20 protein-coding genes are annotated in these 21,215 nt (G+C 64.4%); 16 read left to right on the top strand and 4 right to left on the bottom strand.

Features of this window, described 5'->3' with window-relative positions; translation table 11 throughout:
* Positions 1-67 precede the first annotated feature (67 nt).
* The 13 genes from GUY37_RS13920 (at position 68) to GUY37_RS13860 (ending at position 12,654) form a co-directional block, all read left to right on the top strand.
* Positions 68-1,339: an MFS transporter gene (locus GUY37_RS13920; protein WP_166826718.1), complete on the top strand. Its 1,272-nt coding sequence runs from the start codon at positions 68-70 to the stop codon at positions 1,337-1,339.
* Positions 1,340-1,386: 47 nt separating this feature from the next.
* The gene (gene hpt / locus GUY37_RS13915) at positions 1,387-1,938 is read left to right on the top strand and encodes a hypoxanthine phosphoribosyltransferase (RefSeq protein WP_152348544.1); all 552 of its coding nucleotides are present in this window, start codon (positions 1,387-1,389) and stop codon (positions 1,936-1,938) included.
* A gap of 179 nt (positions 1,939-2,117) precedes the next feature.
* Positions 2,118-4,286, top strand: coding sequence for an ATP-dependent zinc metalloprotease FtsH (gene ftsH / locus GUY37_RS13910; protein WP_166826716.1), 2,169 nt, complete (start codon positions 2,118-2,120; stop codon positions 4,284-4,286).
* Positions 4,286-4,909 (top strand): GTP cyclohydrolase I FolE, encoded by a 624-nt coding sequence (gene folE, locus GUY37_RS13905; RefSeq protein ID WP_166826713.1) that lies wholly within the window; start codon positions 4,286-4,288, stop codon positions 4,907-4,909. Before ftsH ends, folE begins: the two co-directional genes overlap by 1 nt.
* Positions 4,910-4,933: 24 nt before the next feature.
* Positions 4,934-5,812, top strand: coding sequence for a dihydropteroate synthase (gene folP, locus GUY37_RS13900; protein WP_208094682.1), 879 nt, complete (start codon positions 4,934-4,936; stop codon positions 5,810-5,812).
* A complete protein-coding gene (gene folK, locus GUY37_RS13895; protein WP_166826710.1) occupies positions 5,809-6,756 on the top strand; it encodes a 2-amino-4-hydroxy-6-hydroxymethyldihydropteridine diphosphokinase in 948 nt (315 codons plus the stop codon). The genes folP and folK overlap by 4 nt, the downstream gene beginning before the upstream one ends.
* Positions 6,757-6,784: 28 nt before the next feature.
* Positions 6,785-7,246 (top strand): DUF3180 domain-containing protein, encoded by a 462-nt coding sequence (locus GUY37_RS13890; RefSeq protein ID WP_166826707.1) that lies wholly within the window; start codon positions 6,785-6,787, stop codon positions 7,244-7,246.
* Entirely contained in the window at positions 7,243-7,743 is a 501-nt protein-coding gene (locus GUY37_RS13885) for a PH domain-containing protein (RefSeq protein ID WP_166826704.1), read from the top strand. The genes GUY37_RS13890 and GUY37_RS13885 overlap by 4 nt, the downstream gene beginning before the upstream one ends.
* Before the next feature lie 2 nt (positions 7,744-7,745).
* Positions 7,746-9,617, top strand: coding sequence for a PH domain-containing protein (locus tag GUY37_RS13880; protein ID WP_166826683.1), 1,872 nt, complete (start codon positions 7,746-7,748; stop codon positions 9,615-9,617).
* Positions 9,614-10,504 carry a Rossmann-like and DUF2520 domain-containing protein gene (locus GUY37_RS13875; protein ID WP_166826667.1) on the top strand — a complete coding sequence of 297 codons (891 nt, stop codon included), beginning with the start codon at positions 9,614-9,616 and terminating at the stop codon, positions 10,502-10,504. The genes GUY37_RS13880 and GUY37_RS13875 overlap by 4 nt, the downstream gene beginning before the upstream one ends.
* A gap of 44 nt (positions 10,505-10,548) precedes the next feature.
* On the top strand, positions 10,549-12,108 hold the full coding sequence (gene lysS / locus GUY37_RS13870; RefSeq protein ID WP_166826664.1) for a lysine--tRNA ligase: 1,560 nt from the start codon (positions 10,549-10,551) through the stop codon (positions 12,106-12,108).
* Positions 12,109-12,110: 2 nt separating this feature from the next.
* On the top strand, positions 12,111-12,359 hold the full coding sequence (locus GUY37_RS13865) for a hypothetical protein (protein WP_152348535.1): 249 nt from the start codon (positions 12,111-12,113) through the stop codon (positions 12,357-12,359).
* Complete coding sequence (locus tag GUY37_RS13860) at positions 12,325-12,654, top strand: histone-like nucleoid-structuring protein Lsr2 (RefSeq protein ID WP_025778016.1); 330 nt, start codon at positions 12,325-12,327, stop codon at positions 12,652-12,654. Before GUY37_RS13865 ends, GUY37_RS13860 begins: the two co-directional genes overlap by 35 nt.
* 294 nt (positions 12,655-12,948) lie before the next feature.
* Here GUY37_RS13860 and GUY37_RS13855 read toward each other — a convergent pair whose 3' ends face one another.
* Positions 12,949-13,839, bottom strand: coding sequence for a macrolide 2'-phosphotransferase (locus GUY37_RS13855; protein ID WP_166826661.1), 891 nt, complete (start codon positions 13,837-13,839; stop codon positions 12,949-12,951).
* Between the two features lie 233 nt (positions 13,840-14,072).
* Between GUY37_RS13855 and GUY37_RS13850 the strand changes: the two genes are divergently transcribed.
* Together GUY37_RS13850 and GUY37_RS13845 are read left to right on the top strand one after the other, a co-directional pair.
* Positions 14,073-16,613 (top strand): ATP-dependent Clp protease ATP-binding subunit, encoded by a 2,541-nt coding sequence (locus GUY37_RS13850; protein WP_152348603.1) that lies wholly within the window; start codon positions 14,073-14,075, stop codon positions 16,611-16,613.
* A 102-nt stretch (positions 16,614-16,715) separates the two neighbouring features.
* Positions 16,716-17,300 (top strand): amino-acid N-acetyltransferase, encoded by a 585-nt coding sequence (locus GUY37_RS13845; protein WP_152348533.1) that lies wholly within the window; start codon positions 16,716-16,718, stop codon positions 17,298-17,300.
* A 66-nt stretch (positions 17,301-17,366) separates the two neighbouring features.
* Here the strand turns inward: GUY37_RS13845 and GUY37_RS13840 are convergent, their stop codons facing one another.
* Entirely contained in the window at positions 17,367-18,398 is a 1,032-nt protein-coding gene (locus tag GUY37_RS13840; protein ID WP_166826659.1) for an A/G-specific adenine glycosylase, read from the bottom strand.
* Between the two features lie 36 nt (positions 18,399-18,434).
* Here GUY37_RS13840 and GUY37_RS13835 point away from each other — a divergent pair, with 36 nt between their 5' ends.
* Complete coding sequence (locus GUY37_RS13835) at positions 18,435-19,238, top strand: hypothetical protein (protein ID WP_228278191.1); 804 nt, start codon at positions 18,435-18,437, stop codon at positions 19,236-19,238.
* Between the two features lie 4 nt (positions 19,239-19,242).
* Here GUY37_RS13835 and GUY37_RS13830 read toward each other — a convergent pair whose 3' ends face one another.
* Positions 19,243-19,635, bottom strand: a complete 393-nt coding sequence (locus GUY37_RS13830) for a VOC family protein (RefSeq protein WP_166826656.1) — start codon at positions 19,633-19,635, stop codon at positions 19,243-19,245.
* A 43-nt stretch (positions 19,636-19,678) separates the two neighbouring features.
* Positions 19,679-21,046 carry a DNA repair protein RadA gene (radA, locus tag GUY37_RS13825; protein ID WP_166826653.1) on the bottom strand — a complete coding sequence of 456 codons (1,368 nt, stop codon included), beginning with the start codon at positions 21,044-21,046 and terminating at the stop codon, positions 19,679-19,681.
* Between the last annotated feature and the right edge of the window lie 169 nt (positions 21,047-21,215).

Raw genomic sequence — 21,215 nt, 5'->3', positions numbered from 1 at the left:
GGATGCGATGAGTGCCTGTCGCTGTCCCTCCGGCCCGGCAGAGACAGCTGTCTGAAAGGATGAGTCCATGACGACTTCGCCCGAGCAGGGATTCCGACGCTCCCGCGGCCTCGACGTTCTGGCCCTGGCCTGTCTCGTCCTCATCGCCGCCTCGCTGCGCCCAGCCGCCTCCTCGCTGGGGCCCGTGCTCTCCGAAGTCACAGACGGGTTCTCTCTGGTCGAATGGCAGACCGGTCTGCTCACCGCCCTGCCGGGACTCGTGTTCGCCGTCTGCGGCATCATCGCCGTGCCCCTGCTCAAACGACTCGGCCTGTTCTCCGCTCTGGCCATGAGCGCCGCCTTCATCGTCGCAGGCGTCGGACTGCGCGCGATCGCCACCGAATGGGTGGCCTTCGCTCTGCTCACCGTCCTCGCCCTGGCCGGAATGTCGATCGGCAACGTCATCCTGCCCGTCTACGTCAAGTCCCGCTTCCCGCATCGGCCCACGCTCGGAGCCACGACGTTCACCGTCTCGCTGGGCCTCGGATCGATGCTGCCCTCGCTGTTCACGGCACCTCTGGCCGAGCAGTTCGGCGGGTGGCGTCTCGGCCTCGGCTTCTGGGCCGTGCTGCCCTTCTCCGCCCTCATCACCTGGATGGTGCTGCGGACCCTGAAGTCCGTTCCCGTGCTCTCCGAGCCGGCGGTGGAGGCCGGTGGGCAACGGGTGGAAGCGCCGCCTCGGCGAGCGGTCTTCACCTCACCCAAGGCCCGGTACATGGCGATGTTCTTCGGGCTCCAGTCGGCCAACGCCTATGTCCAGTTCGGGTGGGTGCCGCAGATCTACCGCGACGCCGGACTCGACCCGTTCCTCGCCGGAATCATGCTCACGATCGTGACCTTCGGAGGCCTGCCCGGCGGATTCCTCGCCCCGCAGATCATCGTCCGGGGCATCGCCCCACGCGCCTTCCTCGTCTCCTTCGGCATCAGCGCCGTCGCCGGCTACACGGGACTGCTGCTCAGCCCCGCCGCCACCCCCTGGCTGTGGGCGGTTCTGCTCGGCTACGGCGGATTCGCCTTCCCCGCCGCGCTGGCGCTGATCACCTCCCGCACCCGCGAGGTCTCCGTCACGGCCTCGACGTCGGCATTCGTCCAGTCTTCGGGCTATGTGCTCGCCGCGCTGGGCCCCCTGGCCGTGGGCGGCCTCCTCGGGTGGAGCGGCGGCTGGCAGGTGCCGCTGTGGTTCATGGTCGTCGTCTCTGCGCTCATGGCGATCACCGGGTGGCTGTCTGCCGGTCCGGGGAATGTCGACGACGAACTGGCGTCGGCACCCGGGCCCACTGGCACGGGTGAGGCGACGTGACCCATAATGGAATCTCCAGGACCCACTTCTGAGGAGAATCGACACTCGTGGACATCAACGATCTCGGCAATGACATCGAAAAAGTACTCGTTTCGGAAGAACAGATAGCCGCACGACTCGTTGAACTGGCCGCCGCCATCGATGACGACTACAAAGACAAGGACATTCTCCTCGTCGGTGTCCTCAAGGGGGCTGTCATGGTCATGGCCGACCTCGCCCGCGCCCTGCACTCACCGGTGACGATGGACTGGATGGCCGTGTCCTCCTACGGCTCGGGCACCAAATCCTCCGGCGTCGTGCGCATCCTCAAGGACCTCGACACCGACCTCACCGACCGTCACGTCCTCATCGTCGAAGACATCATCGACTCCGGACTCACCCTGTCCTGGCTGGTCCAGAACCTGCGCACCCGCGGGGCTGACACTGTCGAGATCTGCACCATGCTGCGCAAGCCCGAAGCCGTCAAGGTCGACATCGACGTCAGGTACGTCGGCTTCGATGTGCCCAACGAGTTCGTCATCGGCTACGGCCTGGACTATGCGGAGAAATACCGCAACGTGCCCTTCGTCGCGACCCTGGCCCAGCACGTCTACAGCTGAGCCCGCCCGCACCGCTTTTTACGCCCGCGGCGAACCCGGGCCGAGTCCGGGGCATGTGACGGAACAGATCTGGCGCGCATTCGGGCTATAGGGGTGCGAAGTACTAGGCTGTGGGGGATGTTCCCAGGCAGCCTCGGTAGCCTGAAGCGGTTGCCCACATCTTTTTCCTGAGAGGACTTATGGCCGAGTCGAACAAACGTCGCCCCCTGCTGAACAAGGCGACGAAGGGCCCATTGGTCTGGATCGTCCTGGCACTGCTCGTCGTATCGGTCGGTGCTCTGCTCTTCAGCCAGTCCGGATTCAGCCAGATCGACACCGAACAGGGTCTGCAGCTGCTCAAGGACGACAAGGTCGAACAGGCCAAGATCGTCGACAAGGACCAACGCGTCGACCTCACTCTCAAGGACGACTTCAAGGTCGACGACAAGGACTTCGGCAAGAAGGTCCAGTTCTTCTACGTCGAACAGCGCGGCGAACAGGTCGTCAAGGCCGTCGACTCCGCCGGCCCGGACAAGGGGTTCACCGACGAGGTGCCCAAGCAGAGCTGGCTGATGTCGCTGCTGGGCACGCTCATTCCGTTCGTCATCATCTTCGTCGTCTTCTGGTTCCTCATCTCGCAGATGTCGGGCGGGAAGATGATGAACTTCGGCAAGTCGAAGGCGAAGCTCGTCAACAAGGAGAACCCGGACGTCACCTTCACCGACGTCGCGGGAGTCGACGAAGCCCTCGAAGAGCTCGAGGAGATCAAGGAATTCCTCGCCGAACCGGAGAAGTTCAAGGCCGTGGGAGCGAAGATCCCCAAGGGCGTGCTCCTCTACGGTCAGCCCGGTACGGGCAAGACCCTGCTGGCCAAGGCCGTCGCCGGTGAGGCCGGAGTCCCGTTCTATTCGATCTCCGGTTCCGACTTCGTCGAGATGTACGTCGGCGTCGGTGCCTCGCGTGTGCGCGACCTGTTCGAACAGGCGAAGTCCAACGCCCCCTGCATCATCTTCATCGACGAGATCGACGCCGTCGGCCGCCAGCGCGGCGCCGGAATGGGCGGCGGCCACGACGAGCGAGAACAGACGCTCAACCAGCTGCTCGTCGAGATGGACGGATTCGACGTCAAGACCAACGTCATCCTCATCGCTGCGACCAACCGCCCCGACGTCCTCGACCCGGCGCTGCTGCGCCCCGGCCGCTTCGACCGCCAGATCCCCGTCGAAGCCCCGGACATGAAGGGCCGCAAGCACATCCTCGAGGTCCATGCCGCCGACAAGCCGCTGGCCGATGAGGTCGACCTCGGTCAGGTCGCGAAGCGGACCCCCGGATTCTCCGGTGCCGACCTGGCCAATGTCCTCAACGAGGCGGCCCTGCTCACCGCACGTGAGGACGCGAAGGTCATCGACAACCGGATCCTCGACGAAGCCATCGACCGAGTCATCGCCGGCCCGCAGAAGCGGACCCGACTGATGAACGACAAGGAACGCCTCGTCACCGCCTACCACGAAGGCGGACACGCCCTCGTCGCCGCGGCCATGAACCAGACCGACCCGGTCACGAAGGTCACGATCCTCCCGCGCGGACGAGCGCTGGGCTACACCATGGTGCTGCCGAGCGAAGACAAGTACTCGACGACCCGCAATGAGCTGCTCGACCAGCTCGCCTATGCGATGGGCGGCCGAGTGGCCGAGGAGATCGTCTTCCACGACCCGACCACCGGTGCCAGCAACGACATCGAGAAGGCGACGAACATCGCGCGCAAAATGGTCACCCAGTACGGCATGAGCGAGAAGCTGGGCATGGTCAAGATCGGCGACGACCAGTCCGAACCCTTCGCCGGACGCGGCTACGGCGGCGGTGACGAATACGGGGACTCGACCCTGTCGTCGATCGATGCCGAGGTCCGTGGTCTCATCGACTCCGCGCACGCCGACGCCTACTGGGCGCTGACTCACAACCGCGACATCCTCGACGACCTCGCCTACCAGCTGCTCGAACGCGAGACGCTCGACCAGGCGGCCCTCGAAGAGATCTTCGCACCAGTCGCCAAACGCCCCACCCGCGATGTGTGGCTGGCCCACGATGACCGTCCCGTATCCGAACGCGGACCCATCGACCCGCCCGCACCGCAGAGCGAACGCGATGCCGATGATGGAACGACCGGCACCGAGGTGGATACCACCGACATCCCCGGAGCCGGACCCACCGGGGTCAGCGGACCCCAAGTTCCGCACAACCCGCCGGGACCCGAGAACCCGAATGGTCCCACCGGCCCGACGGGCGGACCGACCGGCCCCACCGGCGGACCCGGAACCGGGGGACCGGCGACGAACGGCACGAACGAAGACAGAGGGAACAACGACTGATGGCCGATATCGAAGAGGTCTCCGCCGGTCTCGGCCCCGCCCCCGCAGGGCACGAGAACAAGGTCGACCAGGAGCGCATCGCCGCTGCAGTGCGTGAGATCCTCATCGCCGTGGGAGAAGACCCCGATCGGGAAGGTCTGCTCGAGACTCCGGGCCGAGTGGCTCGGGCCTATGAGGAGATCTTCGCCGGGCTCCACCGCGACCCGGCCGAAGTCCTCGGAGTCACCTTCGACATCAGCCACGAGGAACTCGTCCTCGTCCGCGACATCGACCTGTACTCCACCTGCGAACACCACCTCGTGCCCTTCCACGGCGTCGCCCATATCGGCTACATCCCGAGCAGGAACGGCAAGGTCACGGGACTGTCCAAACTGGCCCGCCTCGTCGAGGTCTATGCTCGTCGCCCCCAGGTGCAGGAACGCCTGACCGCACAGATCGCCGATGCACTCGTCGACCACCTCGACCCGCAGGGCGTCATCGTCGTCGTCGAAGCCGAACACCTGTGCATGACCATGCGCGGAGTCCGCAAACCCGGAGCCTCGACGATCACCTCGGCCGTGCGCGGGCAGCTGCGCGACAGCGCCTCCCGCGCCGAAGCGATGAGCCTCATCCTCGGTCGCTGAGACTCGAGCCAGGATCACACAGCGATGGACGAAACAGCCGCGAAGACGACGCAGATCATGGGCGTCCTCAACGTCACCCCCGACTCCTTCTCCGACGGCGGACTGTGGTTCGACCACGACCGCGCCGTCGCCCACGGACTCGAACTCATGGCCACCGGTGCCGACATCATCGACGTCGGCGGCGAATCGACGCGTCCGGGTTCGGCCCGCGTCGACGAAGCCGAAGAGCTGCGTCGCGTCGTTCCCGTCGTCCGTGAACTCGCCGCCGCCGGAGCCGTCATCAGCGTCGATACGATGCGCGCCGGTGTCGCCGCAGAATCCCTGGCGGCCGGCGCTCACATCATCAACGACGTCTCCGCCGGACAGTCGGATCCCGCCATGCTCAGCGTCGCCGCCGAGTCCGGCGCCCCCGTCGTGCTCATGCACTGGCGCGGCTACCTCGATCAGGCGTCGGCGACCTTCCACTACGACGATGTCGTCGCCGAGGTGATCGCCGAACTGCGCACCCGCATCGACGAAGCCATCGCCGTCGGCATCACACCTGCGAACATCATCGTCGACCCCGGTCTCGGATTCTCGAAGAACGCCGAACACAACTGGCAGCTGCTCTCCGCCCTCGACGAATTCGCGGCACTCGACCATCGTCTCCTCGTCGCCGCCAGCAGAAAGCGCTTCATCGCCTCCCTGCTCAGCCCCGACGACCCGAAGCAGGCAGAGCAGGCGGCGAAGGATCAGGCCACGGCCACGATCTCCGCGATCTCCGCGCAGGCCGGAGCCTGGGCGGTCCGTGTCCACGATCCGGCCACCTCGGCGATCGCCTGCAAGGTCATCGCCGCGGTCAGGGAACACTCCGCGGCAGCGGGCCCTGCAGCGAACTTCGGAACCGACGGAGTCGCGCAATGACCGGCACCGAGTCGGCCCCCGACCGCATCGAACTGCGCGGGCTGACGGTGCGCGGCAACCACGGGGTCTTCGACTTCGAGAAGCGCGAGGGGCAGGACTTCGTCATCGACGTCACCCTGCACACGTCGGTCGCACGGGCAGCAGCCACCGACGACCTCACCGAGACGATCCATTACGGAGATCTCGCCGAAGACGTCGCCGGCATCGTCGAGAACAACACCTTCGACCTCATCGAAACCCTCGCCGAACACATCGCCGACCACTGCCTGAGCCTGTGCGACAACGTCGAAGTCGTCGTCCACAAACCCTCCGCGCCGATCCAACGGACCTTCGACGATGTGCGCATCCGCGTCGAACGGTTCCGCACCACCCCCGTGGCCGCCTCGGAGGGGGAGACCGGCACCGCCGTGCCCGGTGCGGGCGGCACAGACGATAGTGGGACCGAGGCGTACCTCAACCTCGGGGCGAACCTCGGCGACGCCGCGGACACCCTCGACCAAGCGGTGGCCGCCCTCGACCGGCACCCGGACATCACCGTCACACGCCGGTCCTCCCTCTTCCGCACCGCACCCTGGGGCGGGGTCGAACAGAACGACTTCCTCAACCTCGGAGTGCTCGTGTCCACCACGCTGTCGGCGCTCGAGCTGCTGTCGGTGGCACAGGGAATCGAAGTCGCCTGCGGGCGGACGAGGCAGCTGCGGTGGGGACCGCGCACCCTCGACATCGACCTCATCCGCTTCGGAACCGAAGACGCAGAGCTCGGCAGCAGAACCCCGCGGCTGACGCTGCCGCACCCCCACGCCCACGAGCGCGCCTTCGTGCTCGCCCCCTGGGCCGAACTCGTCGGCGACACCCGCATCGACACCCCGCAGGGGCGCCGGCCGCTCAGCGCGGTTCTGGCGGAACTCGACGACCAGGACATCTCCCGGATCACCTCTGGATAACCGCCCGCGATCTGAGAGACTGGGAACCATGCAGAGAACCTCCTCGTCCACCCTCGCCGTCTGGGCCGTGATCGGCACGGTTCTCGCGATCGTGGTCGATGTGGTGCTCGAAAGCCAAGGATTCTCGCTGCCCGGCCTGCCGTGGTTCGCCGTCATCGGCATGCTCGTCCTCGCCGCCGTCCTGTTCCTGCTCGGCTGGCCCATCAAGAAATGGAACGACGGGGACCGGACGAAGGAGATCGACCCGATCCAAGCGGCGCGAGTGGCGATCATGGCCAAAGCCAGCGCCCTGACCGGGGCCGGACTCTCCGGCTGGTATCTCGGAAACGCGGGCTACTATTTCCTGTCCGCACCGGGAATCCGCAACGATTTGGCCGCAGGCATGCTTGTCGCAATGATCTCTGCCGCCGTGCTCATGATCGTCGGTATGATCGTCGAGGGATTCTGCGAGATCCCACCCCAAGACCCGCCGGGAGCTGAAACCGCATGAACCGCGACCATTCCTTCACCATCGGACTCGATGTGCCCTTCAACCGGGTCAGCCCGAAATACGGGACGAAGGAGGTCCTCGCCGGCCTGATCCTCCTCATCCCGCTGTTCATCGCCGCACTCGTCCTGGCCATCATCTTCACCTCCGAGGTGCCGTGGCTTCACCTGGCATGGGTCGCCGTCCTCGCATACGGCATCATCTCGACGCTCATCATCCTCCGCCAGGCCCGCGCCATCGGCTACGCCGAACGTGAGGACGACCTGCTCGTCCGCCGCGGCATCATGTTCCACCGCGCCACCGTCGTGCCCTACGGTCGCCTGCAGTTCGTCGACGTCGACGCCGGCCCCGTCGACCGCATGTTCGGCCTCGCCACCGTCAAACTCCACACTGCCTCCGCGGCCACCGACGCGACGATTCCCGGTCTGCCCCGCGCCGAAGCCGACCGCCTGCGCGACAGTCTCGCCGGACTCGGCCAAGCCAATCTCGCCGGACTGTGACCATGAGCGACGAATCCTCGCTCGGAAACCCGGACCCCGCCACCGAGGCGGCCGCCCCCGAAGTCTGGCACCGTGTCCACCCGCTCACGCCGATTCTCGAGAGCCTCGGCGTCCTCGTCGGCATCTTCATCGCTGCGGCCTATGGACTGCAGAACTTCTTCCAGAGCGCCGTCGAAGACCTGGCTTCCGGCCGCTCCGTCAACCTCACATTCGCCGATTGGCTGCGCAGCCATCCGCTGGTGATCCTCGCCGTCGTCGGCGGAATCATCCTCATCCTCTTACTCACCGCGCTCTTCAGCTGGTTGGCGTGGCGGGTCATGGGCTACCGGGTCGATGCCGAGGCGATCTACTATCGGCGCGGACTGCTGTCGAAGAAGCTGCGTAAGGCCCGTCTGGACCGAGTGCAGTCCATCGACCTGCAGCAGAAGCTGCTGCCGCGCGTGCTCGGAATGGCCGAACTCGTCTTCGACGTCGCCGGCGGCACCGACTCGAACATCTCGCTGAAGTACCTGTCGAAGAAGCGAGCCGAGGAGCTGCGCGACGAACTGCTCGCCGCCGTCCGCTCCCGCAGACAGGAACACAACCGCACCGAGGCGGCCCCCGGGCTCCCTGGTTCCGGTTCGACCGAAAACGGTTCGGCCGGTCCTGATGGGGCAGCGACCGGAGCGGCAGGGTTCGGTGCGTCAGGGAACTTCGCTGCGGGCCCGCCCGGGCCAGCCGTGTCCGTCCCCGACACCGGCGGGCAGACCTCGGCACCTGGTGCGGAGACCGGAGTCGATCGGTCGGTGCCCGAACGAGGCGGGGACAGCCTCGGTGTGCGACTGAGCAAACGGCTCGGCAGCCTGGCCGATGATGTCTCGGGCGAAGCCGAATCCAGCCTCGGCGATCTGCTCGCCCCCTACCATCTCAAGCCTCGGGTCGGCGAAGAAGGCGAGATCATCCGGGTGCCCGTCCACCGGGTCGTCGTCGCCTCCCTGCTCAAGACCGAGACCCTGGTGTCCGTGGCCGTCGTCATCGTCGTCGTCATCGCGGCGATCGTGTTCTTGGCCCTCGGCATCAAGGAGGCGTTCATCCCGATGCTCGTCGGTGTTCTGCCGGGAGTCTTCGCGGCGTTCTCCGTATTTCGGAAGAACCTCGACAATGCGAACTTCGTCGTCCGCCTCGGCGAGAACGGGCTGGCCGTCAACCACGGACTCTTCTCCACCTCACGCAAGGTCATCCCGCTCGACCGGATCCAGGCGGTGGCCCTGCACCAGCCGCTGCTGTGGCGGTGGGCCGGCTGGTGGCAGGCCCACTACAATATCGCCAGCGACGGTGGGACGACCGAATCGAACCTGCTGCTGCCCGTCGGCGACATCGACCAGGCCCTGCTCATGGTCGGCCTCTCACTGCCGGACCCGCAGCTGCCCGACGACATCGGCGCGGACACCTTGGTCCGTTCGGCGATGTACGACCGGAAGTCCGCCCACCCGAACGCCGCCGCGGCCGAGGAGCTGTTCCACCCGCAGCCGCGCTCGTCACGCCTGGTCGATCCGCTCGTCTGGAAACGACGCGCCTATGCCCTGACCGATTCGATGCTGGTGCTGCGCCTGGGCGTCCTCGACCACCGCGTCGACTTCGTGCCCCATGTCCGCGTCCAGTCCCTGCGCTACTATCAGGGACCGCTGATGCGGGCGCTCGACCTGGGCACCGTGGCCGTGCATTCGACCGCAGGGCCCATCACCCCGCTCGTGAAGCACCAGAGCGTGGACGGAGCCAAACGCTTCTTCACCGAACACGCCGAACGCACCCGGATCGCCCGCCAGCACTTCGACGCGGCGGCGAAGAGTGCACACACCCACCGGACACAGACTCCCGAGGAGGACGAAGGATGAGCCAAGGCGACGCACCGAGGCTGGGCATCGGAATCATCGGCTGCGGTCGAGTCGGAGCCAGCATCGGTGCCGCCTGGAGGCAGGCGGGTCACGCCGTCATCGGGGTCAGCGCCACCTCGGCGGCGAGCCTCGAACGCGCCGAGGACATGCTGCCCGGAGTGCCCGTCCTCGACCCGGACGAGATCACCGAGCGCGCCGAACTCGTGCTCCTCGCCGTTCCCGATGACGAGATCGCGCCGCTGGTCACAGGCTTGTCCGAGCTCGGACGCATCCACGCCGGGCAGATCCTCGTCCACTGCTCCGGCCGGTACGGAACCGACGTCCTCGAAGCCGGGACCAGCCTCGGCGCTCTGCCCATCGCCCTGCACCCGTCGCTGACCTTCACCGGAACCGAGGTCGATCTCAGCCGCCTGCGGCAGGCGACGATCGCGGTCACCGCGCCCGCATCGATCCGGCCGGTGGGGGAAGCCCTCGTCGTCGAACTCGGTGCTGAACCGATCGACATCGCCGAGGCCGACCGTCCTCTCTACCACGCGGCCATCACCCACGCATCGAACCATTCGATCACGATCCTCACCGAAGCCATGGAGCTGCTCACCGAGGCGGGGGTCTCCGATCCATCAGCCGTCCTCCACGCCCTCGTCGACGCCAGCGTCGCCAACACGATGCAGAACGGACCCAGAGCACTGACCGGTCCGGTCAGCCGCGGTGATGTCGGCACCATCGAAGCGCACCTGGCGGCACTGAGCGAATTCAGCCTCAGCCGGTCGAACCCGGCGGTGCGCAACAGCTACATCGCACTCGCCCGATCGACGACTGCGAAAGCCCTGGCGATGGGACGGATCACAGAGGCCCAGGCACAGCAGATCCTGACCGCTCTGGACTGACCGCCGAATTCCCCCGCACGGGCCGTCCACGGTAGCCTTGAAGCATGGCGAACACCGACTCGAAGACACCTGAGAACGCAGACCTTTCACCCGAACACCTCGATCCGGAACAGATCCGGATCCGAAAGGACAAGCGCCAGCGTCTCCTCGACAACGGAACCGACGCCTACCCGGTCACGGTGCCCCGCACCCACAGCCTCGCCGAGGTGCACGCCGCCCACGACGGTCTCGAAACGGGGGAGGAGACCGAGGACATCGTCGGCGTCATCGGTCGAGTCGTCTTCGTCCGCACCACCGGCAAACTCTGCTTCGTCACACTGCAGGCCGGTGACGGCTCCCGCCTGCAGGGGATGCTCTCGCTGCGCGAGGTCGGCCAGGAACGCCTCGACGACTTCAAGTCCGACGTCGACCTCGGCGATTTCCTGTTCCTGCACGGGCGTGTCATCAAATCCAAGCGCGGTGAGCTCTCCGTGCTCGCGGACTCCTGGACCATGGCGTCGAAGGCCATCCGTCCGCTGCCGGGACTGCACACCGAACTGGCCGAAGACACCCGTGTGCGCCAGCGCTACCTCGATCTCATCACCCGCGAACAGGCCCGGGAGACGATGCTCACCCGCGCAAAGGTGATGTCGTCGCTGCGGAGGACCTTCGCAGACCAGGACTTCATCGAGATCGAGACGCCGATGCTGCAGACCATGCACGGCGGAGCGTCCGCGCGTCCGTTCAAGACGCATATGAACGCCTACGACATCGACATGTACCTGCGAATCGCCCCGGAGCTGTTCCTCAAGCGGGCTGTCGTCGGCGGAATCGAGAACGTCTTCGAGATCAACCGCAACTTCCGCAATGAGGGCGCAGACTCCACTCACTCTCCGGAATTCGCGATGCTCGAGGCCTATCAGTCCTTCGGCGACTACCATTCGATCGCCGATCTGACGAAGACGCTCATCCAGAACGCCGCACAGGATGCCACCGGGTCGCTCGTCGTCACTCTCGACGACGGCACCGAATACGACTTCGGCGGCGACTGGCCGGTCGTGAGCATGTATGATTCCCTGTCCGAGGAATCCGGCGTCGAGGTGACCCCTGAGACCGGAATGGACGTGCTCGACAAGATCGCCGCCGACAACGACGTCGACCTGGGCGGTGTCTTCCGCTCGCACGGCAAATACGTCGAAGAGTTGTGGGAGCACTTCTACCAGGACAAGCTGTGGGCTCCGACCTTCGTCACCGACTTCCCGGTCGACACCTCACCGCTGGTGCGCGAGCACCGGACGAAGAAGGGCGTCGTGGAGAAGTGGGACCTGTACGTGCGCGGCTTCGAACTGGCCACCGGCTATTCGGAGCTCGTCGACCCGATCATCCAGCGTCAGCGCTTCGAGGCCCAGGCCGCGGATGCCGCGCGCGGAGACGACGAAGCGATGGGACTCGACGAGGACTTCCTCATGTCGATGGAACACGGAATGCCGCCGACCGGCGGAATGGGAATGGGACTCGACCGTCTGCTCATGGCATTGACCGGTTTGGGAATCCGCGAAACCATTCTGTTCCCATTCACCAAGCCATTGGCTTCTTCGCAGGAGGACTCGGCTCAGGAGGGCTGATTATGATGTTGGATATCCTCAAAGCGCTGCTTCCGTCGATCTGTGTGGGATTGCTGTTCTGGTATGTGTTCCGCAATATCGTCCGCGCAGATCGCAATGAACGCGAACAGGTGGATAAATACTATTCAGAGATTGAAGTTAGCGGAGTCGACGATAATCCGGAAACGGATGTTAAGATGACATCGACCAAATCCTCTGATTACGAAAAGAGTGAACATGGCAAGGGAAATGCGCCTCGTTCTCACGGATGATTTCGACGGAAGCGAAGCGGCGGAAACCGTTCGTTTCAGCCTCGACCAGGCTACGTACGAACTCGAGCTCTCAACAGAGAATGCTGAAAAGCTCCGCGAGACGTTCGCCCCATTCATCGCCAAAGCACGTCGTGTAGCCAATACCGGTGGCCGTGGCCGCCGTGCGGGATCGTCGGGACCCAAGCGGGATACGGCGAAGATCCGCGAGTGGGCTCAGAGCAACGGATACCAGCTCGGTGATCGTGGACGGATCCCGCTGGAGATCGTCGAAGCATACGAAGCAGCGGAGAAGTGAGAGGCTCATTCGAAAGCCGGTAACTTCCGAACAGACCTGAGGGGTCAGCGAATTGAAACGCTGGCCCCTCAGGTCTTTTATATGCGGTTTCGGCTTTTCAAATACCCGGCATCCAGTGCTGCGGCAGAACAGCAGTGATGGAACATCACAGACAATTGCCAGGCAGGAAGTAGTTGAAAATCATAACGGTCAATGATGCGTGCAAATGATTCGATGACGTGAGCCACGAAGCAAGGGGCCCTGAACTGTGGTCGAGGAAAGTCTTCTGCTCATCGGGCAGATGATGAAGTCGGTTCAGACGTTCGGATTCAGTTGGGCTCTGGCCGCAGCCAGATGCTCTGGCTCTCCCGTCTGCAGTGCGAAGAGCCCCAACTCGACAGGAGAAGTCGAGTAGAGCTCGGCGCAGTGCTCGGCGAATCGGGGCCAGACCCGACCGCCGTCTGCCACATATCGCGCCGTCGTCGCCTCGAATGCCGAAGCAGAGACGGTGGCGCAGTGGAACATGAAATCCTTGGCCGGATCGCCGATCGACGCGGTCGTCCAGTCGAGAATGCCCACATTGACCGGCCCGTCCATCAGCTGGTGGGCCGGATACACCTCGCCATGAGTCACTGTCGTGGAAGTCGGCCAATAGCTGTCGTCGTCGAGCCACGCAGCCCAACGCTCGAGCAAGGTGGGCGCCACATCGAACTCGGCGGTGACATGATCGATGTCCTCACGCTTGCGTTGTCGAACCTCGGTGGGGGAGAGCTCCGGGATCCCCGAGCCCCGAACGGCGGCGGGATCGACGGTGTGAAGTTCGGCGAGGACGGAACCGAGCGACTCCGCGTATTCGGGGGACTCGACATCGAAATGCCACCGCGGCTGTCCATCGTCGTCGATGGTCAACCCGGGATGTCCCGGCAGCAGCGGGTAGGCGATGAGATTCTCTGAGTGGATCTGCCAATCCGGGACCGCGATGCTTAGGCGAGGTGCGATGGCAGTCAGGAAGCGGCCCTCGACGGCGGCGCGGGTGGCGACATCGGAGCGCCGAGGTATCCGAAGGACCCAGGATCGGCCGTCGACCGCCTCTGCCAAGGCGACCTGGAAGTCGAGGCCGAGCTCATTGACGACGATGGAATCGGCAATGATGTCGAGACCATGGGCCCTGGCCAGCTCGAGGATGGTCGAATGATCGGTGGGCATGTCTGCAGCCTTTCTGAACTCAACGATCACGGTTCAACACTCACGCCTCGAGTTTAGTCTTCGCTCGGATGCGAATACGGCGAGTTATCGGGAACGATCCGGTGGAGGCAGATCCTCGATGGCAATGGAATTTCGCCCACAGCCAAACCCTTTCGGCTCATGGCGAAACCTGCAATAGATCCGCGCTCACGGTGGTTAGGCTCAGAAGAATCAGAAGACCGAGGAGGATGAATATGTTCGAGCGGTTCACCGACCGAGCACGACGCGTAGTGGTGCTCGCGCAGGAAGAAGCGAAACTTCTCAAACACAACTACATCGGCACCGAGCACATTCTGCTCGGCCTCATCCACGAGGGTGAAGGCCTGGCGGCGAAGGCTCTCGAGGGCATGGACATCTCCCTCGAGCAGGTGCGTGACCAGGTCCAGGAGATCATCGGCCAGGGCCAGCAGGCTCCGAGCGGCCACATTCCCTTCACACCGCGTGCGAAGAAGGTCCTCGAGCTCAGCCTCCGTGAAGCACTGCAGCTGGGACACAGCTACATCGGCACCGAGCACATTCTGCTCGGCCTCATCCGTGAGGGCGAAGGTGTTGCCGCGCAGGTGCTCGTCAAGCTCGGCGCGGACCTCGGACGCGTCCGCCAGGAAGTCATCAAGCTTCTGTCGGGCTACCAGGGCAAGGAACCCGTGTCCGCCGGCGGCCGGGAAGAGGGAACTCCCTCGGGATCCCTCGTGCTCGACCAGTTCGGCACCAACCTCACGGCGGCAGCCCGCGAGGCCAAGCTCGACCCGGTCATCGGCCGTCACGAGCAGATGCAGCGCGTGATGCAGATCCTCTCGCGCCGCACGAAGAACAACCCGGTCCTCATCGGCGAACCCGGTGTCGGTAAGACCGCTGTCGTCGAAGGCCTTGCACAGGCCATCGTCAACGGCGAGGTCCCCGAAATCCTCGCCGACAAGCAGCTCTACACCCTCGATCTCGGTTCGCTGGTCGCAGGTTCCCGCTACCGCGGTGACTTCGAAGAGCGCCTGAAGAAGGTGCTCAAGGAGATCCGCACCCGCGGCGACATCATCCTCTTCATCGACGAGATCCACACCCTGGTGGGTGCCGGAGCCGCCGAAGGCGCGATCGATGCCGCTTCGATCCTCAAGCCCATGCTGGCTCGCGGAGAGCTGCAGACCATCGGTGCGACCACCCTGGATGAGTACCGCAAGCACATCGAGAAGGATGCCGCTCTCGAACGCCGGTTCCAGCCGATTCAGGTTCCCGAACCGTCGCTGGCGCATTCGATCGAGATCCTCAAGGGTCTGCGCGACAAGTACGAAGCGCACCACAAGGTCACCGTCACCGACGGTGCCCTGGCTGCCGCCGTGAACATGTCCGATCGCTACATCAACGACCGGTACCTGCCGGACAAGGCGATCGACCTCATCGACGAAGCCGGTGCCAAGCTGCGCATCTCACGGCTGTCGGTGCCGCAGGAAGTGCGTGACCTGGAGGAGAAGATCCTCGAGGCCCGTCACCGTAAGGAAGCCGCCATCGATGCTCAGGACTTCGAACTGGCAGCCTCGGAGCGTGACTCCGAGATGAAGCTGGTCAAGGAGAAGGAAGAGCAGACCGAGGCCTGGCGCAGGTCCGGCACCGACACCTCGAAGGTCGTCGACGCCGATCTCATCGCCGAAGTGCTCGCCTCTGCCACCGGCATTCCGATCTTCAAGCTCACCGAGGAAGAGTCCTCGCGTCTGCTGCGGATGGAAGACGAGCTGCACAAGCGCGTCATCGGTCAGGACGATGCGGTCAAGGCGATCTCGCGGGCGATCCGTCGTACCCGCGCCGGGCTGAAGGATCCGAAGCGTCCCTCCGGCTCGTTCATCTTCGCCGGCCCCACCGGTGTCGGCAAGACCGAGCTGGCCAAGGCGCTCTCGGAGTTCCTCTTCGGCGATGAGGATTCGCTCATCAGCCTGGACATGTCGGAGTACTCGGAGAAGCACACCGTCTCGCGACTGTTCGGTTCGCCTCCGGGCTACGTCGGCTACGAAGAGGGCGGTCAGCTCACGGAGAAGGTCCGCCGCAAGCCGTTCTCGGTCGTCCTCTTCGACGAGGTGGAGAAGGCCCACTCGGACATCTTCAACTCGTTGCTGCAGATCCTCGAAGACGGTCGCCTGACCGACTCGCAGGGTCGTGAGGTGGACTTCAAGAACACCATCATCATCATGACGACCAACCTCGGTACGCGTGATATCTCGAGTGGACTCCAGCTCGGATTCCAGGTCGAGGGTGACACGAAGACCAACTACGACCGGATGAAGCAGCGGGTCAACGAAGAGCTCAAGCAGCACTTCCGCCCCGAGTTCCTCAACCGTGTCGATGACACGATCGTGTTCCCGCAGCTGAGCATGGTCGAGATCATCAAGATCGTCGATCTCTTCCTCGAGCGCCTCGACGTCCGTCTGGCCGATCAGGGCATGAAGGTCGACGTGACTGCTGCGGCCAAGGATCTGCTCGCCGAGCGCGGCTACGATCCCGTCCTGGGCGCCCGACCGCTGCGTCGGACCATCCAGCTCGAGATCGAGGACACTCTGTCGGAGAAGATCCTGTTCAAGGAGATCGGACGCGGCGAGACCATCAAGGTCGACGTCAAGGGTGAAGGTAAGGACGCTGAGTTCACCTTCGAGGGCATCGAAACCGAGAGCCTGAAGCCCGCTGAGGATGACGACAGTGAACTCGCCGGTGCGGGTTCGTCCGGTTCGAGCGGATCTTCGGAGACCTCGGCCTGATCCTCACGTTCTCGGATGACATCGAAGAGTCCGGGGAGTCGGCAGCAGTCGACTCTCCGGACTTTTTCGTGTCCGCATCCGGTGATGGTGTTGAATGTCGGTATGAGCTCACACGCAGGCGACTTCGATCATGGACGGATCTCCGGGGACCACCATTCCAAGCATGAACTTCCCGGAGGTCTGTACCTGCGACGGGCGAGGACCGGCGACGTCAAGGACATCGAAGCCCTGGTCGCCCCTCTGGCCGGTGAGCGGATCCTGCTCGCCAAGGACACAGTGACGTACTTCGAATCTCTCCAGGAGTTCTGGCTGGTCGTCGACCCCCAGCCCGACGGTTCGGAGATCCTCGCCGGCTGCGGTGCCCTGCATATCATCTGGGCGGACCTGGCCGAGGCACGCACGGTCGCGACTTCACCGGACTACAGGGGCAGGGGAGTGGGCAAGGCGATCATCAACCAGCTGCTCGCCGATGCCCGTGAGATCGGAGTCGACCGGATGTTCTGCCTGACCTTCGAGACCGGATTCTTCGGTTCGCTCGGCTTCGAACCGATAAAGGGCATCCCGGTCTCACCCGAGGTCTATGTCGAGCTGCTGCACTCCACCGATGAAGGTGTCGCAGAGTTCCTCGACCTGGCCCGGGTCAAACCGAACACTCTGGGCAACTCACGGATGATCAGATACCTCTGACTCAGGTACGTGTCCCACCCGTTCTGGTCTCACCCGCCGCCGGCGAACTGTCGGAGGCACTGCTCCTCAGCGGTTCGGCAGAGCCAAGCGCCCATCGACCTGTTGAGCCAGACCGTCGGCGACGAGATCGGTGATGAGGCGAGAGACCCTGTCCTGGTCGGCACTGAGTTCACGCACTCGCTCCACCGCTGTGGCCGTCGATTCGGCCAGAGAATCGAGAAGCACCGGGTCGAAGTCGGTCACCGAGGCGGTGAAGACGTCGAGCCGGACACCGCGTCGGTCGTCCCCGGCGACATGCGCTGCCTTGAGCACGTCCATGATCGCTCCGCGCAGCTGTCGATCCGTGCCCGCCCATTTCTGAGAATTCGGTTTCGTCACCGAGGTGGGTCTGCCCGACTGGTTCCATGTGCAGATGTCCTGGAGCGGGCAGGCGGGGCAGTCGGGATTGCGCGCCGTGCAGACGAGGGCCCCGAACTCCATGACTCCAGCGTTCCACTCAACGTGCTTATCCTCGGGCACCAGGGCGGCCGCCCAGACAGTCTCCTTCCGGCCGGGTGAGGTGGTGGGGCGTTCTCTGCCGGCGAAGAGGCGGATGAGGACCCGACGCACGTTCGTGTCCAGCACGGTCGTCTTTCGTCCGAAGGCAAAGGAGGAGACCGCGGCGGCGGTATAGGACCCGATGCCCGGCAGTCGTTCGAGCTCTTCGGTCGTTTCGGGAACCCTGTTGTCCAGTTCAGCGGCGATGACTTCGGCTGCTTCCTGCAGTCGCAGCGCTCTGCGCGGATAGCCCAAACGGTCCCAGGCGTGGAGGACTTCGGCGGTCGGGGCGGCGGCGAGGTCGGCCGGTGTCGGCCACTTGTCCATCCACTCACGCCACCGCGGTTCGACTCGGGCGACAGGCGTCTGTTGGGACATGATCTCGCTGACGAGGATTGCCCAGGCACTCGTGTTCGGATGTCTCCACGGCAGGTCGCGAGCGGCCTCCTCGAACCAGTCGATGATGGTGTCCTGAACGCGTCTGAGCACCGGTTCTGTCACCTCGGGGAAGGCGGCGGAAGACCCGGAGGGATTCGATTCGGGATCGGCTCGGTGTGTCATTTGGATGCTCATTCGCAATTGCCTAGGCTCAAAGCGATGACTCCTTCCAATCGTGGTTCGCAGCCGAACAGAGCTGCCGGGCAGTTTCGCCAGTCTAGCGGGAAGCTGCCTGCTCACGTGTACCGCAGACGCCGCGTCACTCTGGGTGTGGCCAGTCTCCTCGTCCTGGGACTGCTTGTGCTCGGAATCGTCGGCATCGTCAAGGCGATCGGCGGCCGCAGCGACGAATCGGACAAGACCGCCGTCGAGGAGACGACCCCGGCCGAATCGACGACGGCGGCACCGGTACCGGATGAGAAGGCAGCGAGCGGAAAATGCCCCGAGGGCAAGGTCTCGCTGAACGCGAAGGTCGATCCGAAATCCGTGAAGGACGGCAAAGAACCCGAATTCGGCATGGTCATCGAGAACAACCACACCGCCACCTGTCTCATCGAGGTCGGCACCGAGAAACAGGAGTTCATCGTCGAGAAGGACGGTGACGTCGTGTGGTCGTCGAAGTACTGTGCGGCCTCAAAAGATGAGAATGCGGAGGCTTCGACCGAGTTCGCACCGCAGTCGGAGAAGACCGCGAAGCTCAAGTGGAACCGGATCAAGGTCGATAAGAACTGCAATCGCACCGATGAGGACTTCGCCCCGGGCGACTATGACCTCATCGTGAAGCTCGATGACAGGAAGAGCGAACCGACGCCGTTCGAGCTCGAGAAGAGCGACGCCGAAAAGGCCAAGGAGAAGAAGGCCGTGGAGGAGAAGAAGAAAGCCGAAGACGAGAAGAAGTCGGAGGAGGAGTCCGGCGAGAAGGCCTCCTCGGATGAGGAGAAGTCAGAGGAATCGCAGGACTGATGTCTCAGGCTCCGCGGTAGGAGCCGACTCCCCAGGAGTTCCCGTCGTGGTCGCGGAAGTCGAATTCGCGGCCGCCGTGAACCTGAGTCGCCACCGGTCGCACGATCGCATGTCCCATATCGACGATCTCCTGATAGAGCCGGTCGACTTCGCGTTCGGTGTCGACGACGACGTAGATCGAGCTGCCGCCCACTGCGTCGAGGGCTGATCCGTCATTGCGGACCGAGCCGATCATGATTCCGCCGGTGTCGCCGAGCGCGAATTCGGCATGTTCGACGAGCGCCGGATCGTGCTCATTGCGCACAATCAGTCTTTCGGTGAATCCGAGCGTGACCAGCAGCTCGATCGTCGCTTGTGCATCCGTGGTCCGAAAGGCCGGAAAAACTGTCGTGGTCATGACACCAGGATGCTCCAAAACCGTGTGAAAGTCCCGAACTTTCTCATTTCGGCTCCCGAAGTGCTTCGTTCGTCAGCATGAGTTCGACCGCTCCGGCGATGTGTTCGCACTCCTTGATCTCCATCTTGTCGGGTGCCGCGACATTGGTCATCGCTCCCTTGGCCACGACGGCATGGGTGATGCCCAAGCGTTTGGCTTCGTTGAGGCGCTGGCCGAGGTTGGGGACGTTGCGGATCTCTCCGGACAGGCTGACCTCGCCGATTGCGACGAGGTGGCGAGCCAGTGGTCTGCCGAGGAGCGCCGAGGCCAGGGACATGCAGATCGCCAGGTCGCTGGCCGGCTCCGACAGCTTCGCTCCGCCGACCGTGGCCGTGAAGACATCGCTCTTGGCCAGGTTCGCCTGCGTGACGTTCTGGCTGAGCACGGCCAGCATCATCGCCACTCGGGATGAGTCGACTCCGGAGACGGACCGGCGGGACTGTCCGCCGGCGGACTCGGTGATCAGCGATTGGACTTCGACGAGCAGCGGCCGCTTGCCCTCCTGGGTCACCGTCAGGCAGGTGCCCGGCGGGTTCGCTCCGCTGCGGGAGAGGAACAGGCCCGAGGGGTCTTCAAGGCTCTTGATCCCGTTCTCTTCCATATCGAAGCAGCCCACATCGTCGGTGGGGCCGAAGCGGTTCTTCACCGCCCGCAGCATACGCAGCCGCGAATGCCGTTCTCCTTCGAAGGTGCAGACGACATCGACGAGGTGCTCGAGCAGTCGGGGACCGGCGATCGTGCCGTCCTTCGTGATGTGGCCGACGAGCACGGTGGGCAGCGATCGGGCTTTGGCTTCTCGGATGAGAGCAGAGGCGACTTCCCGGACTTGGGTGACTCCACCGGGGATGCCCTCGACCTCGGAGGAGGCCAGTGTTTGGATCGAGTCGACGACGAGCAGCTCCGGCTGTTCGGCTTCGATCATCCCCAGCACCGAACCCAGATCGGTCTCGGCGGCGAGCAGCAGCGAATCGGCCAGGGCGTTGATCCGTTCGGCGCGCAGTCTGACCTGACCGGCGGATTCCTCACCGGTGACGTAGAGGACCTTGACTCCGAACATGGCGATCTTCGCAGCGACGTCGAGGAGCAGTGTCGACTTGCCGACACCGGGCTCGCCGGAGAGCAGAACGACGGCGCCGGGGACGATGCCACCGCCGAGCACCCGATCGAATTCGGGGACGAACGTCGACCTCGCCTGTGCGAGCGTCGAGTCGATCTCGCTGATCGGCTTCGCGCCGCCGGACTTCTTGACCTTCGTCTTCACCTTCGACGAGTTCGCACCCTTTTCCTCAAGGGTGCCCCAGGCCTGGCATTCGGGGCAGCGCCCCAACCATTTGACCGTCGAATAGCCGCATTCGGAACACGTGAAAGACATATCGCAATTCTGGCACGGACGACTGACACGAGAATCCGGGCACAGGAGTCCCGGCCCGAGCGGGAGTCAGCCCGCGCGAAAAGCAGTGGGGGATCGGCGGCGAACCAATACGGAGGCAGGGGAGCTGCGGCGATTGCGAAGGGGCGCCCGACGATCTGTTCGTCGGGCG

The sequence above is a fragment of the Brevibacterium limosum genome (genome assembly GCF_011617705.1).
GTDB lineage: Bacteria > Actinomycetota > Actinomycetes > Actinomycetales > Brevibacteriaceae > Brevibacterium > Brevibacterium limosum.
Note: the sequence above shows the minus strand (reverse complement) of the source record. Positions and strands in the feature narration are given on the sequence as shown.

What these genes read in the sequence shown, in the direction of transcription:
- GUY37_RS13920 (WP_166826718.1), top strand. Translation starts at nt 68, where the DNA reads ATGACGACTTCGCCCGAGCAGGGATTCCGACGCTCCCGCGGCCTCGAC.
- ftsH (WP_166826716.1), top strand. Translation starts at nt 2,118, where the DNA reads ATGGCCGAGTCGAACAAACGTCGCCCCCTGCTGAACAAGGCGACGAAG.
- folE (WP_166826713.1), top strand. Translation starts at nt 4,286, where the DNA reads ATGGCCGATATCGAAGAGGTCTCCGCCGGTCTCGGCCCCGCCCCCGCA.
- folP (WP_208094682.1), top strand. Translation starts at nt 4,934, where the DNA reads ATGGACGAAACAGCCGCGAAGACGACGCAGATCATGGGCGTCCTCAAC.
- folK (WP_166826710.1), top strand. Translation starts at nt 5,809, where the DNA reads ATGACCGGCACCGAGTCGGCCCCCGACCGCATCGAACTGCGCGGGCTG.
- GUY37_RS13890 (WP_166826707.1), top strand. Translation starts at nt 6,785, where the DNA reads ATGCAGAGAACCTCCTCGTCCACCCTCGCCGTCTGGGCCGTGATCGGC.
- GUY37_RS13885 (WP_166826704.1), top strand. Translation starts at nt 7,243, where the DNA reads ATGAACCGCGACCATTCCTTCACCATCGGACTCGATGTGCCCTTCAAC.
- GUY37_RS13880 (WP_166826683.1), top strand. Translation starts at nt 7,746, where the DNA reads ATGAGCGACGAATCCTCGCTCGGAAACCCGGACCCCGCCACCGAGGCG.
- GUY37_RS13875 (WP_166826667.1), top strand. Translation starts at nt 9,614, where the DNA reads ATGAGCCAAGGCGACGCACCGAGGCTGGGCATCGGAATCATCGGCTGC.
- lysS (WP_166826664.1), top strand. Translation starts at nt 10,549, where the DNA reads ATGGCGAACACCGACTCGAAGACACCTGAGAACGCAGACCTTTCACCC.
- GUY37_RS13865 (WP_152348535.1), top strand. Translation starts at nt 12,111, where the DNA reads ATGATGTTGGATATCCTCAAAGCGCTGCTTCCGTCGATCTGTGTGGGA.
- GUY37_RS13860 (WP_025778016.1), top strand. Translation starts at nt 12,325, where the DNA reads ATGGCAAGGGAAATGCGCCTCGTTCTCACGGATGATTTCGACGGAAGC.
- GUY37_RS13855 (WP_166826661.1), bottom strand. Translation starts at nt 13,839, where the DNA reads ATGCCCACCGATCATTCGACCATCCTCGAGCTGGCCAGGGCCCATGGT.
- GUY37_RS13850 (WP_152348603.1), top strand. Translation starts at nt 14,073, where the DNA reads ATGTTCGAGCGGTTCACCGACCGAGCACGACGCGTAGTGGTGCTCGCG.
- GUY37_RS13845 (WP_152348533.1), top strand. Translation starts at nt 16,716, where the DNA reads ATGAGCTCACACGCAGGCGACTTCGATCATGGACGGATCTCCGGGGAC.
- GUY37_RS13840 (WP_166826659.1), bottom strand. Translation starts at nt 18,398, where the DNA reads ATGACACACCGAGCCGATCCCGAATCGAATCCCTCCGGGTCTTCCGCC.
- GUY37_RS13835 (WP_228278191.1), top strand. Translation starts at nt 18,435, where the DNA reads ATGACTCCTTCCAATCGTGGTTCGCAGCCGAACAGAGCTGCCGGGCAG.
- GUY37_RS13830 (WP_166826656.1), bottom strand. Translation starts at nt 19,635, where the DNA reads ATGACCACGACAGTTTTTCCGGCCTTTCGGACCACGGATGCACAAGCG.
- radA (WP_166826653.1), bottom strand. Translation starts at nt 21,046, where the DNA reads ATGTCTTTCACGTGTTCCGAATGCGGCTATTCGACGGTCAAATGGTTG.